This window comes from Streptomyces sp. Y7, from assembly GCF_043195415.1.
In the GTDB taxonomy this organism is placed as follows: Bacteria; Actinomycetota; Actinomycetes; order Streptomycetales; family Streptomycetaceae; genus Streptomyces.
Window position 1 is genome coordinate 156560 of record NZ_JBIDDQ010000009.1, and the last position, 12488, is coordinate 169047.

Genomic DNA, 12488 nt, shown 5'->3' on the forward strand with positions numbered 1-12488 from the left:
CTGCTCAGGCGACGGCGTCGAGCGCCTCGTCGAGCAGCCCGCGCAGCCGCAGCGCGTCCGCCGCCACCGCGCTCACCAGCACGGCGGGCCCGGCCAGGGGCAGCACCGCGGCACTCTCCCCCAGCGTCCGGGCCGCCATCGGACGCTCGGCGAACTCGGGCCGTACGACGACGAGTTGACCGACGGCGCGAAACCCACCAAGAGCAGCGGGTCCGTCCCAGCCGCCCGGCGCGCCGGGCCCGCAGGCCAGCTCCTGGTCGAGCACCGTGCGCCCCGCGACACGCACCCGGATCCGGCTGCCGAGCCGCCCCGGCTCCTCCCCCACCCGCCCGAGCACCTGCTCCTCGCGCAGCACGAGCCGCCCGGCGGCGCCGACCTCGACGTGGGTCGTGACCCGCAGGTCACTGCCGCGCGCGGAGATCAACTGCTCCGGCAGCCACTGCAGTTCGCCCCCGTCCGCGACGGACAGCCGTACGTCGTAGCGGGCCTCGCCCTTGCTCTGCCCGGGCAGCGCGATCGTGGCGGCGGCCGATCCGACGCTCAGCCGGGCGCCCTCCTCGACGTCGGCCTCGACGGTGAAGTGGTCGCCGCCGAGCGGCCCGCTCATCGCGCCGACCAGCGCGACCCGCGCCCCGTCCCCGCTGCCCCGGGTCCGTCTGACCGCCAGCGGCCCGCCGCCGTCGAGCACGGGCAGTGACGTGCCGCCCCGCCCGTCGTCCCGGGCGACGATCCGCGCGTGCGCCCGTACGCCCCCGGTCGCGGTCGTCACGCGGTCCACGCCGCGAGCCGGCCCCGCACCCAGGCGGCGACGTCCGTCACCCCGGGTTCGCTCCTCAGCGACTGGAAGACGACCGGCAGTTCGGCGCGTTGCGCCTTGGCGTCGGCCGCCATCCGCGCCAGATCGGAGCCGACGTACGGCGCGAGGTCGGTCTTGTTGACGACGAGCAGGTCGGCCGTGGTGACGCCGGGGCCTCCCTTGCGGGGGATGTCGTCCCCGCCGGCCACGTCGATCACGAAGATCTGCGCGTCGACGAGTCCCTTGGAGAAGGTGGCGGTGAGGTTGTCGCCGCCGGATTCGACGAGGATCAGATCGAGGGGCCCGACCTCGTCCTCCAGGTCCTCGACGGCTTCCAGGTTCGCGGAGATGTCGTCCCGGATGGCGGTGTGCGGGCACGCCCCCGTCTCCACGGCGGTGATCCGCTCGGGCGGCAGCACGGCCTCCCGCAGCAGGAACTCGGCGTCCTCACGGGTGTAGATGTCATTGGTGACGACGGCGAGGGACAGTTCCTCGCGCAGGGCCCGGCAGAGCGCGGCGACGGTGGCCGTCTTCCCGGATCCGACGGGCCCACCGAGCCCGATACGCAGCGCACGACGCGAGCCGTCGGGACGCCGGGCGTCCGCGCCGATCGCGGCGGGGCCGTCGTGGGAGTGGTCGAGGTGCATCGACGGTTCCTTTCATAGGGGCCTTCGCTTCCAGCGCCGGCCCGTGTCTTTCCAGCCGCCCGCGTCTTTCAGCCCGACTGGTCTTTCAGCCCGCCCGCGTCTTCCAGCCCGACTGATCTTTCAGCCCGCCCGCGTCTTCCAGCCCGACTGGACTTTCAGCCCGACTGATCTTTCAGCCCGCCCGCGTCTTTCAGCCCGACTGGTCTTTCAGCCCGTCCGTGTCTTTCAGCCCGTCCGGCGTTTGAGGACGAGGCCGTTCAGGCCGAAGCGGGGTCCGGGGCGGCAGCCCCGGCGGGGTCGAAGGGGCGGAGCCCCCTCAGGAAGGGACGGGCAGGGGCGGCGGGGGCGAGAACACTCAGGATGCGAACAACCGCACAGCCCAAGCCGCATGCACCTCCGCCCCGATCTCCAGCAACGGCCCCGAAGCCGCGGGCAGCACATCGACCCCCTCCACGACCACCTCCCGCCCGGCCTCCACGGCCCGATCCACCACCCGGTCCATCTCCGGCGCCAGCCGAGCCAGCACGGCCGTGGCGTCGAAGGGATCCAGACTCAGCAACCGCACCGTCGCACTCGCCGGCCCGCTCACACTCTCGTACGCCGCGCAGTACGCCGCTTCCACGGCCCCCAGCCCCGCCGCCCGAGCGGCGACCCCCAGCACGACCGGCTGATGGGCCCCCTTGGGAAACCGCCGGGCCAGCTCGTCCAGCTCCGCCGAGGGCCATGTGGCCCGGGCGGCCCGCGTCAACTGCCGCCCCAGCTTCCGCGCGGCGACCCGCAGCGCGGGCGACGGTGTACGGGCGTCGGCGGCGACGTCCAGCTCCACCGCGTCACCCCCGGCGGCGGCCGCCGCCGCGAGCGAGGCCGCGACCAGCCCGGCCGTGTGCAGCCGCCCCCGGCAGAAGTCCTCCAGGCTCGCGGCCCCGGTGATCCGCCCCGCCTCGACGGCCACCTCGGCCCCGCCGGAGTGCGCGTGCCCGCCGGCGGGAAAGCGGCCGTCGGCCAGGACGAGAAGTGCTGCTCGTGTCATCGCGGTTCCGGCCGTCAGAAGAGGAAGTATCGCTGTGCCATGGGCAGTTCGGCGGCGGGCGTCGCCTCCACCAGCTCCCCGTCGATGTGCACGGCGAAGCTGTCGGGGTCGATCCGTACGTCGGGCCGCGCGTCGTTCTCCCGCATGTCGGCCTTGGTGACCCCCCGCGTCGAGTCGATGGCCACGAACCGCTTCCCGAGCCCGAGCCGCTCCGGAAGCCCGTCCTCGATGGCGAGCGGCGCCACGAAGTTCACCGAGTTCGCGGCCGGGGCCCGTCCGATCGCGCCGAACATCGGCCGGGGCAGGATCGGCTGCGGCGTCGGGATGGACGCGTTGGCGTCGCCCATCTGCGCGTAGGCGATCTGCCCACCCTTGATGACGAGCTGCGGCTTCACACCGAAGAACGCCGGTTCCCACAGCACGAGGTCGGCGAGCTTGCCGGTCTCCACGGAACCGATCTCACGAGCCAGGCCCTGCGCGAGCGCGGGGTTGATCGTGTACTTGGCGACGTAGCGCCGCACCCGATGGTTGTCGGCCCGCCCGTCCCCCGGCAGCGCCCCGCGCCGCCGCTTCATCACATGGGCGGTCTGCCAGGTCCGCAGGACGACCTCGCCCACCCGTCCCATGGCCTGCGAGTCCGACGAGATGATCGAGATGGCGCCCAGGTCGTGGAGTATGTCCTCGGCCCCGATGGTCGACGGCCGGATCCGTGACTCGGCGAAGGCGAGGTCCTCGGGCACGGCCGCGTTGAGGTGATGGCACACCATCAGCATGTCGAGGTGTTCGTCGGCGGTGTTGACCGTGAACGGCCGGGTCGGGTTCGTCGAGCTCGGCAGCACGTGCGGCTCGGAGACGACGCTCATGATGTCCGGCGCGTGTCCGCCGCCCGCACCCTCGGTGTGGTAGGCGTGGATGCCGCGTCCGGCGATCGCGGCGAGCGTGTCGCCCACGAAACCGGCCTCGTTCAGGGTGTCCGTGTGGATGGCGACCTGGATGCCGGTCCGGTCGGCGACGGTCAGCGCGGCGTCGATGGCGGCCGGGGTGGAGCCCCAGTCCTCGTGCAGCTTCAGACCGAGCGCGCCGCCGCGGATCTGGGACAGCATCGCCTCGTGGGAGACGGTGTTTCCCTTGCCCAGCAGGCCGAAGTTGACGGGGTGTTCCTCCATCGCCTCCAGCATCCGGGCCAGGTGCCAGGGGCCGGGCGTCACCGTGGTGGCCTTCGAGCCCTCGGCGGGTCCGGTGCCGCCGCCGACGAGCGTGGTGATCCCGGAGGCGAGGGCCTCGTCGGCGATCTGGGGGCAGATGAAGTGGACGTGCGCGTCGATGGCGCCGGCGGTGAGTATCCGCCCGTTGCCGGCGATGATCTCCGTCTCGGGGCCGATGACGAGGTCCGGATGCACCCCGTCCATGGTGTCGGGGTTGCCCGCCTTGCCGATGCCGGTGATCCGGCCGTCGCGGATGCCGACGTCGGCCTTGACGATGCCCCAGTGGTCGATGACCACCACACCGGTGACGACGGTGTCCGGGGTGCCGTCCGCGCGGGTGGCGCGGGACTGGCCCATGGATTCGCGGATGACCTTGCCGCCGCCGAACACGGCCTCGTCCCCGGCGAGTCCGGGCCCCCCGGAGCGGTCCTCCTCGATCTCGACGAGCAGATCGGTGTCGGCGAGCCGGATACGGTCACCGGTGGTGGGGCCGAACAGGTCGGCGTACGCGGCACGGGAGATCTCAGGCATCGAGGGCACCTCCGGTCTCCCCGCGCAGTCCTGGCACCACTCGGGCGCCGGTGAGCGGGACGAGTTCGACCTCGACGGGGATGCCGGGCTCGAAGCGCACGGCGGTGCCGGCGGCGACGTTCAGCCGCCTGCCGCGGGCCGCCCCGCGGTCGAAGTCCAGGCCGGGGTTGGCCTCGGCGAAGTGGTAGTGGGAGCCGACCTGGACGGGCCGGTCGGCGGCGTTGAGGACGGTCAGCCGGGTGACCTCACGGCCTGCGTTGTAGACGATCGGCCCGTCGGCGAACAGGATCTCTCCGGGAATCATCGAGGCCCCCTCAGACGATCGGGTCGTGGACGGTGACCAGCTTGGTGCCGTCGGGGAAGGTCGCCTCGACCTGGACGTCGTGGATCATCTCGGGGATGCCCTCCATGACGTCGTCCCGGGTGAGCAACTTACGTCCGGACGACATGAGTTCGGCGACCGTACGGCCGTCCCGGGCGCCCTCCAGGATGTGCGAGGTGATGAGGGCGACCGCCTCGGGGTGGTTCAGCTTCAGCCCGCGGGCCCGGCGCTTCTCGGCGACGTCGGCCGCCACGTGGATGAGCAGCCTCTCTTGCTCGTGCGGGGTCAGTTGCACGTCCCACCTCACAGTCCTCGCTCCGGACCGTGCGGGGTCCGGTTGCCGCGGCCACCTGGCAAAAGGGCCTGGTGGCGTGGATCGGCAGGCTAGTTGGACCGCGTTTCGGGCAAGTTAACCAAGCTGTGATCCATCGGTTACGGCGCCGTCGTCCCGCATGCTCATCAGTGCCCGCAGTCCGTCCCGCAGGACCTCGACCGGAGCGGGACCGAAGAGGGACTGCTGGGCGATGAAGCCCAGCACGGCGGCGATCATGGTGCGGGCCACACGGTCCGGCTCCATGTCGGTCCGCATCATCCCGGCCTTCTGGTAGCCCTCGACGATCCGCCCCCAGGCCGCGCGCACCGAGAGATAGCCCTCGCGCAGGACGGCCGCGAGTTCCTCGTTGCGCAGCGTCTCCGTCCACACCTGGACGACCAGGCGCGGAAAGGCGGGCCTGCCGTCGACGACGAGGGACTCGCGGGCGGCGAGCGTCCGGCCGAGGACCGCGGTGACGAGCTCGTCCGGCGGCGGGGGCGGGCTCTGCCGCGCCGCCTCCTCGAAGGCCTCGCGGACCGAGCCGAGCACCTCGGCGACGATCGCGCCGATCAGCTCCTCCTTGCCGCTGAAGTACCGGTACACGGCCCCCGCCGACAGGTCGACCTCCTTCAGCACGTCCTGCATGGAGGTGGCGTGGAAGCCGTTGCGGGCGAAGCAGATCGCGGCGCCGTCGAGGATCTGCCGGCGGCGGGCGTCGAGGTGTTCCTGGGATACGCGGGCCATGCCCCAAAACTAAAACGAACATTCCTTCTTGACAAGCAACGGCCGCTGCGCGCACGGTGGGAGCACAGGTAAAACGAACGATCCTTCTTTTTAGAGATCTCAGGGAGCCCGCATGTCCACCCGGTCCGCTACACCGCCCAGGAACGCCGCACCCCGGCGCCTGATCGCGGTCGTCGTCCTCGTCCCGCTCCTCGCCGCCCTGGCCCTGTGGGCCTTCGCCTGGCCGGCCGCCCGCACCGCCCCGCGCGACCTGCCGCTGGGCGTGGCCGGGCCGACCGCCGCCACCGCACAGGTGGAGCAGCGGCTCGGCGCGCACGAAGGCGCCTTCGACATCCACCGCTACGCCGACGAGGCCGCCGCCCGGGCGGCCATCGAGGACCGGACCGTGTACGGCGCGGTCGTCGTGACCCCGCAGGGCCCGGAGCTGCTGACCGCGTCCGCGGCGAGCCCGGCCGTCGCCCAGCTGCTCCAGCAGGCGGTGGCACAGCAGACAGCCGCCGAGGGGACCCCGGTCAGGACCGTCGACGTCGTGGCCGCGCCGGAGAACGACCCGCGCGGTGCGGGCCTGACCTCCAGCGTCCTGCCGCTCGCCCTGGCCGGCCTGGCCGCGGGCGCCGCGGTGACCCTGCTCGGGCTGCGCGGCGTCCGCGCCGTCGGGGCCCTCGTCGGTGCCGCCGCCCTGATCGGCGTGGTCGCGGCGTCGATCGCGCACAGCTGGCTGGGCGTGCTCGCCGGGGACTGGTGGGCCGAGGCCGGGGTGTTCGCACTGACGACCCTGGCCGTAGGCGCCGCGGTCGCGGGGCTCGCCGCCCTCGTCGGCACCGCCGGCATCGGGATCACGGCGGCCACGATCATGCTGATCGGCAACCCCTTCTCGGGGGCGGCCTCGGCCCCGCAGATGCTGCCGGAGCCGGTCGGCGTCATCGGCCAGTGGCTGCCGCCGGGGGCGGGCACGACCCTGCTGCGCTCGGTGTCCTTCTTCGACGGCGCGGCGGCGACCGGGCCGGCCCTGACCCTGGCCTGGTGGGCCGCGCTGGGACTGGGCGCCGTCCTGCTGGGGAGCGCGCTCAAGGCCCGCGCGAGGAGGGCCGAGCCCGCACCCGACCGGGAACTGGCCGCCATCGGCTGACCGGCGTCCGCCGGCCGCACGCGGTCACACCGAACCGACCGTGCACCCCCGCTGTAGCGGACGGGGGTGCACGGTCTCGTCGTTTCCGGAGCCGGCGGGGGCCGGCGCTAGGAAGGGCTCGGCCCGCGGTGCTCGGCCGCGATGCCGAAACGCCGGCGTTCGCGGGGAGCGGAAGCGACCTCGCGGACGCTGGAGACCGCGCTGATCACCTGCTCCTCGGCGAGGTCCGCCGGCTCCCCGAGCTTTTCGAGTCGTTCGAGGTCAGAGGCGGAGACGAGGGCGACAAGGGGCTTCCCGTGGCGCGTCACCACGACGCGCTCACCGCCGTACACCACGCGATTGATCAGATCGGCGAGCTCAGCCCTGGCTTGCGTCACCGGAATCTCGTAGGCCATGCTCCCCACATTACGTCATGTACGTCCTGTACATTTTTTACAGGCACCCCGGCAAGGGAGGCGCGAGCCATGACCCGACCGTCCGCCCGCTATGTACTGCCCGAGTTCACCGAACGCACGAGCTCAGGCGTCAGGACGCAGGATCCGTACTCGAAGCTGCTGGAGGAACGGATCGTCTTTCTCGGCACGCCGGTCGACGACACGTCGGCGAACGACGTGATGGCCCAGTTCATGTACCTGGAGCACAAGGACCCCGACCAGGACATCTCGCTGTACATCAACTCGCCGGGCGGCTCGTTCAGCGCCATGTCGGCGGTCTACGACACGATGCAGTTCGTCTCCTGTGACGTGGAGACGATCTGTCTGGGCCAGGCCGGCTCGACCGGCGCCGTGCTGCTGGCGGCGGGCACGCCGGGCAAGCGGTTCGCGCTTCCGGGGGCCCGGGTGGTGATCCATCAGCCGGCGCTGCCCGAACCGGTCGAAGGACAGGCGAGCGATCTGGCGATCCAGGCCGACGAACTGCTGCGGGTGCGGACCCGGCTCGAGGAGATGCTCGCGCGGCACACCGGGCGCCCTCGCGAGCAGGTGGCGCGGGACATCGAGCGGGACAAGATCCTGACCGCCCAAGAGGCGCTGGAGTACGGACTGGTGGATGGGATCATCCCCAGCCGTACACACACGATCGCTCCGCCGACAGGGCGGTGAGCGGCCGGTGCTTCCACCTGAATTGCCGCCTCTGCCTGCACTGACGCGTGCGGAGGGCGAGTTGATCGACCGTTATCTGGACGTCGTCGACCTGCTCGGCCGGATCAACCCGGCACACCACGGCGACACCTATCGCGGACTGCGGGCCGCCCAGGCGCTCGTGAGCAGGGCCACCGAGCTGCGGGACGCGCTGGCGCTCATGCACCAGCGGGGCGAGACGGAGCTGCACGCTCCCACGCTGGCGCGTGCGTTGCGCGTGCTGGACGGAGAGCGCCGCACGGCTCGTGTCACGGTGCCCCCGCGCTCCGACAGTTGACGATCCGTACAGCCGGGTTCCGGGCGTCCCGACCCACTGACGAGGCGTCCGGGGCCGAGCTCAAACGGACCGAACGGCGTACCCCCTTTCGGCGTATCCGCTCCTCCTTCCGCGTGGCCGTCAGGGTTGCGCAACGGGCATGAGTGCCAGCCGGAATCAGACGCTCCGTCCCTGGTCCGAGACTCCTCGGGCATCTGGACACTCACCCGAAAGGGGGGTCACCCACCCGAACGGGTGAGTGGTGAGTAACACCACAAACCCCCGATTCCGTTGGGTATTTCGCTCATCCGTGCGTCAAGATCCCTGTCTGACGACAAGCCCCCGCCACAGCGGCGGGGCGGTCCGGGCGGACGCCGAGTCCTGCCGCCGCCCGGATGACCGGTCGACAGGAGTGGATCGGCAGGAGTGGAGGACCCGAGCAAGACGGGTCGCCGGAGCGGACGTTCGTTCGATCCGAGCAGCCCTTGGGGTGAAGCCGCGGCAACGCGGCCGGGCAACTTCGCCAGCCCGAATCCGACAGGTCATCCTTCTCAGGCGGCTGACGAAGGGTTGCGCATGACTGCGCTCAATCGTGTCCCGTCGCTGATGGCTCGGGCCGGCACGGCTTCGGCCCTCACCATCGCCGCAGTGGGCGGCTCGATCGTGGCGCCCGGCTTCACCTCCGAGGCGGAGGCTGCCACGCCGGCGTCGAAGGCACTTCAGGTCGCGGCCTCCAAGAAGGGCTCCCCGTACCGCTGGGGCGCCACCGGGCCGAACCGGTTCGACTGCTCGGGGCTCACGCTCTACTCGTTCAAGAAGGCGGGCAAGAAGCTGCCCCGCACGGCTGCCCAGCAGTACAACAAGACCCGCCACATCTCCGCCGGCAACCGCAGGGCCGGAGACCTGGTGTTCTTCCACTCGGGGTCGTACGTCTACCACGTCGGCATCTACGCCGGGAAGGGAAAGATCTGGCACTCCCCCAAGACCGGGGACGTGGTCAAGCTGCAGAAGATCTGGACCAGGAGCGTCTGGTACGGCCGGGTCAAGTGACCTTCCCGGGGGCGGGGGCGGCGTCCTGACGCGCCGTCACCGCCCCCGGGGCCTCACAGGGCGAGCAGCGGTCCCGCGAGCAGGGCCGCGCCGAAGGCCGTCAGCGCCGCGCCGGTGGCCACCGTGACCGCACGGGCGGCCCGCGGCCGGCGCAGCCACCTGCCGAGCCGGTCCACCAGCAGGGCGACCACCTGGAACCACACCAGCGCGATCGCCAGCACGATCAGGGCCAGCAGCAGCGTCCGGGGCAGCGCCGGAGCGCCCGCGGGCACGAACTGCGGCAGCACGCTGAGGAAGGTGAGCGACGCCTTCGGGTTGAGGGCGTTGGTCACGAAGCCCTGCCGCAGTGGCCGCGCGGTGGACTCCGCGCGCGTGTCCACCACTTCGGTGGGCCGCTGCCGCAGCGTCTGCACGCCCAGGTACAGCACATAGACACCGCCGACGATCTGGAGCGCGCGGAACAGCGCCGGTACGGCGGCCAGGACCGCGGCCACCCCGACCACCGCCATCGTCACGTGCACCAGAAGCCCCGCCCCGATCCCGAGCGCGCAGGCGATGCCGGCCCGGCGGGAGACGAGGGCGTTGCGTACGACGACGGTGAAGTCGGCCCCGGGCATGGCGACCAGGCCGGCGGAGACCCCGGTGAAGGCGATGAGCTGTGCGTCCATGGAGCCCAGCGTGCCGTCCGCAAGCCTTCAGTAGGTATTTCGAATAGTCTGGCAATCCCTAAAGCACTTCTTAAGGCAGATGCGTGACCGAGGTGGCAGGAGGGCCGCATGTACGACCCGGTCCGGCTCGCCGCCCTGGTGGCGGTCGCGGAGGCGGGATCCATCACCCGTGCCGCCGAACGGCTCGGGTACACCACCCCCGCGCTCTCCCAGCAGCTGGCCAAGCTGGAGCGCGAGGCGGGCACGGCCCTTCTGGTACGGCACCACCGAGGGACGCGGCTGACGGGCGCGGGCGAGCTGCTGGTGAGCCGGGCGCGACGGGTGCTCGACGAGCTGGACCGGGCCCGGCACGAACTGGCCCGGCTGACCGGCCTGACCGGCGGCACGCTGCGCCTCGGCACCTTCCAGACGGCGGGCATCCATCTGCTGCCGCCCGCCCTGAGCGCCTTCCGCCGGGCTCATCCGGACGTGGAGCTGACGGTCGCCGACTACGAGCCGTCGGAAGGCGTGGCCGCGGTGGCGGCGGGCGAGGTCGATCTGGCGCTGACGCACGCGTACGAGCCCGGGGGACCGACGCAGCTGCCCGCGTCCGTCCGCGTCGAGCCGATCCTCGTCGAGGAACTCGTCCTGGTGTCCGCTCCGGGCCATGTGCTCACCAGCGGCGCCACGCGGCTGCCGCTGACCGAGCTGGCGGGGCAGCCGCTGATCAGCATGGCGCCGGACGCTCCGGCGCGGCGGGGTGTGGAGGCGGCCCTGACGGCGGCGGGGGCCATGCCGTCGGTGCTGGTGGCGACGCCGGGCTATCTGCTGGTGTGCGCCCTGGCCAGTGCGGGGCTCGGGGTCGCGGTCGTACCGGAGATGGTGGCGCGCACGTCGGTCGCCCCGGTGGGGGTGCGTGCGCTGGAAGGGGGGCAGTTGCGCCGTACGATCTCGGTCGCTCATCGCGGCGACGAGGCGGCTCCCGCGGTCGATGCCTTCCGGGCGGTCCTGCGCGGCACTTTCAGCCGGGCCCAGCAGTCCCCGTCCTGAGGGGCACGGGGCTGTGTCGATGTGCGGCCGCGCCGCGTGGTGGCGCCGGGCGCCGCGGCGCCGCGGAGGACGGACGGCCCGTCACGGCAGTTCTCGCGGACCGCTCGCCACGGGTGCCGCGGGGACCGTCCACGGCAGTTCGATGGAGACGGTCTTGCCGCCCTCGCGTGTCGGGCGCACTCTCAGCTTGCCGCCGCACTCCGCGGTCAGCCAGCGGATGATGACCATGCCGCGTCCGTTGTCCTGCTGCACGGCGGCCGGCAGACGCTTGGGGAAACGCGGATGGCTGTCGGTGACGCCGATGCGCAGGTGTTCGTCACGGTCCAGCACGAGGTCCACCGTGAAGGTGGGTGACTGGCCCAGGGTGTGCTGTACGGCGTTGGTGGTCAGTTCGGAGACGATCAGGCGGATGGTGTCGGCCACTTCCGTGTCCGGTGGCAGGCCCCATTCCGCGAGGGTGGTGAGCACATAGGCCCGGGCCGCGGACACCGAGGCGGGATCGCTCGGCAGAGTGACGGATGCTTCCAGGTGATCTGCCATGGCGACGTCGTCCCTTTCCCACGGGACCGCAGTCCGACACGGAGCGGATGGTTCGAGTACGGTCCCGGACTGGTGCTTCGTCGCCAGACTGCCATTACCGCACCCGTCACGGGTGGCGATCCACCAAGATATGCATATATCTGTCGCTCGAAGCGGTGAACTCTGCGACGGCAGACCGTATTTGGGCGACTCGGTTGGAGTAAGGAGTAGCCCATGCAGCACGGTCCCGCGGTACGCCGCCGGAAACTGGGCGCAGAACTGCGTGCGTTACGCACCGGGGCGGGGCTCACCAGCGGTGAGGCGGCCCGGCTGGCGGGCTGGCATCAGTCCAAGGTGAGCCGGATCGAAACCGGCGCCAGCGGGGTGAAACCGGCCGATGTGCGGTTACTGCTCGACGTCTACGGCGTACAGGATGCCCAACTTCGGGAGTTGCTGCTGGTGTTGGCGGGCTCCGACGAAGGTGGCGGCCGGCATCACTGGTGGCACGCGTACCGCGGAGTGCTGCCGCCGACGTACCGGGACTTCATCAGCCTGGAGTCCCAGGCGAGGGCGATGCGCACGCTGGAGACGTCGGTGGTGCCCGGACTGCTCCAGACGCCCGAGTACGCCAGAGCGGTGACCCGGGCCGCCGTCGGCGGGCTGGACGGCGATGCGGACGACCGTCTGGACGCGCTGGTCGCGGTGCGTCTGGCCAGGCAGGACGTGCTGCGCGCGGATCCCCCGCTGAAGCTGAGCGCGGTGCTGGACGAGGCGGTGCTGCGCCGGGAGATCGGCGGGCCGGAGGTGATGGCGCGGCAGCTGAGCCGGCTGATGGAGGCGGCGCGGCTGCCCCAAGTCCGCCTTCAGGTGCTGCCGTTCAGAGCCGGCGAACATATCGGCCTGACGGGCCCTTTCGTTATCTTCTCATTTTCGAGCACTTCTGATCTGGATGTGGTTGTTCTCGACCACTTGACGAGTAGCCTCTATCTCGAACGGAAAGAAGACCTCCAGGCCTACACGGAGGCCTTCGACGCCCTTCGGATCCACGCCCTTTCGCCCGAGGAATCGTTGGATTACATCGCCGCGCTAGGTGGCGGCGCGTAAGGAGGC

Annotated in this window: 16 protein-coding genes and 1 riboswitch; of the genes, 6 read left to right on the top strand and 10 right to left on the bottom strand. The window is 71.6% G+C overall.

Going from position 1 to position 12488, the window contains the following annotated elements; translation table 11 throughout:
* Positions 1-4 precede the first annotated feature (4 nt).
* From ACGFW6_RS23655 to ACGFW6_RS23685, 7 genes are all read right to left on the bottom strand, one after another.
* Positions 5-778: an urease accessory protein UreD gene (locus ACGFW6_RS23655; protein WP_393513158.1), complete on the bottom strand. Its 774-nt coding sequence runs from the start codon at positions 776-778 to the stop codon at positions 5-7.
* Positions 766-1443, bottom strand: a complete 678-nt coding sequence (gene ureG, locus ACGFW6_RS23660; protein WP_393513161.1) for an urease accessory protein UreG — start codon at positions 1441-1443, stop codon at positions 766-768. The genes ACGFW6_RS23655 and ureG overlap by 13 nt, the downstream gene beginning before the upstream one ends.
* Before the next feature lie 355 nt (positions 1444-1798).
* Positions 1799-2473 (bottom strand): urease accessory protein UreF, encoded by a 675-nt coding sequence (locus ACGFW6_RS23665; RefSeq protein WP_393513163.1) that lies wholly within the window; start codon positions 2471-2473, stop codon positions 1799-1801.
* A 14-nt stretch (positions 2474-2487) separates the two neighbouring features.
* Entirely contained in the window at positions 2488-4209 is a 1722-nt protein-coding gene (locus ACGFW6_RS23670) for an urease subunit alpha (protein ID WP_393513166.1), read from the bottom strand.
* Positions 4202-4513 carry an urease subunit beta gene (locus ACGFW6_RS23675; protein ID WP_393513169.1) on the bottom strand — a complete coding sequence of 104 codons (312 nt, stop codon included), beginning with the start codon at positions 4511-4513 and terminating at the stop codon, positions 4202-4204. The genes ACGFW6_RS23670 and ACGFW6_RS23675 overlap by 8 nt, the downstream gene beginning before the upstream one ends.
* Positions 4514-4523: 10 nt before the next feature.
* On the bottom strand, positions 4524-4826 hold the full coding sequence (locus ACGFW6_RS23680; RefSeq protein WP_010988499.1) for an urease subunit gamma: 303 nt from the start codon (positions 4824-4826) through the stop codon (positions 4524-4526).
* Positions 4827-4940: 114 nt separating this feature from the next.
* Positions 4941-5588 carry a TetR/AcrR family transcriptional regulator gene (locus ACGFW6_RS23685; RefSeq protein ID WP_393513172.1) on the bottom strand — a complete coding sequence of 216 codons (648 nt, stop codon included), beginning with the start codon at positions 5586-5588 and terminating at the stop codon, positions 4941-4943.
* Positions 5589-5700: 112 nt separating this feature from the next.
* Between ACGFW6_RS23685 and ACGFW6_RS23690 the strand changes: the two genes are divergently transcribed.
* Positions 5701-6717, top strand: a complete 1017-nt coding sequence (locus tag ACGFW6_RS23690) for an ABC transporter permease (RefSeq protein ID WP_393513174.1) — start codon at positions 5701-5703, stop codon at positions 6715-6717.
* Positions 6718-6824: 107 nt separating this feature from the next.
* On the opposite strand, the gene ACGFW6_RS23695 is transcribed toward ACGFW6_RS23690, so the two are convergent.
* Positions 6825-7112 (bottom strand): type II toxin-antitoxin system Phd/YefM family antitoxin, encoded by a 288-nt coding sequence (locus ACGFW6_RS23695; RefSeq protein WP_393513177.1) that lies wholly within the window; start codon positions 7110-7112, stop codon positions 6825-6827.
* A 69-nt stretch (positions 7113-7181) separates the two neighbouring features.
* Here ACGFW6_RS23695 and ACGFW6_RS23700 point away from each other — a divergent pair, with 69 nt between their 5' ends.
* The 3 genes from ACGFW6_RS23700 (at position 7182) to ACGFW6_RS23710 (ending at position 9162) form a co-directional block, all read left to right on the top strand.
* Positions 7182-7817, top strand: coding sequence for an ATP-dependent Clp protease proteolytic subunit (locus ACGFW6_RS23700; RefSeq protein WP_393513180.1), 636 nt, complete (start codon positions 7182-7184; stop codon positions 7815-7817).
* A 7-nt stretch (positions 7818-7824) separates the two neighbouring features.
* A complete protein-coding gene (locus ACGFW6_RS23705; RefSeq protein WP_107912070.1) occupies positions 7825-8133 on the top strand; it encodes a hypothetical protein in 309 nt (102 codons plus the stop codon).
* 341 nt (positions 8134-8474) lie between these two features.
* Positions 8475-8685: riboswitch (cyclic di-AMP (ydaO/yuaA leader) on the top strand.
* A gap of 3 nt (positions 8686-8688) precedes the next feature.
* Positions 8689-9162 carry a C40 family peptidase gene (locus ACGFW6_RS23710; RefSeq protein WP_393513184.1) on the top strand — a complete coding sequence of 158 codons (474 nt, stop codon included), beginning with the start codon at positions 8689-8691 and terminating at the stop codon, positions 9160-9162.
* Positions 9163-9215: 53 nt separating this feature from the next.
* Here the strand turns inward: ACGFW6_RS23710 and ACGFW6_RS23715 are convergent, their stop codons facing one another.
* Complete coding sequence (locus ACGFW6_RS23715; protein WP_393513187.1) at positions 9216-9830, bottom strand: LysE family translocator; 615 nt, start codon at positions 9828-9830, stop codon at positions 9216-9218.
* A 108-nt stretch (positions 9831-9938) separates the two neighbouring features.
* Here ACGFW6_RS23715 and ACGFW6_RS23720 point away from each other — a divergent pair, with 108 nt between their 5' ends.
* On the top strand, positions 9939-10859 hold the full coding sequence (locus ACGFW6_RS23720) for a LysR family transcriptional regulator (protein ID WP_393513190.1): 921 nt from the start codon (positions 9939-9941) through the stop codon (positions 10857-10859).
* A gap of 81 nt (positions 10860-10940) precedes the next feature.
* Here ACGFW6_RS23720 and ACGFW6_RS23725 read toward each other — a convergent pair whose 3' ends face one another.
* Entirely contained in the window at positions 10941-11399 is a 459-nt protein-coding gene (locus tag ACGFW6_RS23725; RefSeq protein WP_393513193.1) for an ATP-binding protein, read from the bottom strand.
* A 213-nt stretch (positions 11400-11612) separates the two neighbouring features.
* On the opposite strand from ACGFW6_RS23725, the gene ACGFW6_RS23730 reads away from it, so the two are divergent.
* The gene (locus ACGFW6_RS23730; protein ID WP_393513195.1) at positions 11613-12482 is read left to right on the top strand and encodes a helix-turn-helix domain-containing protein; all 870 of its coding nucleotides are present in this window, start codon (positions 11613-11615) and stop codon (positions 12480-12482) included.
* Positions 12483-12488: the final 6 nt, after the last annotated feature.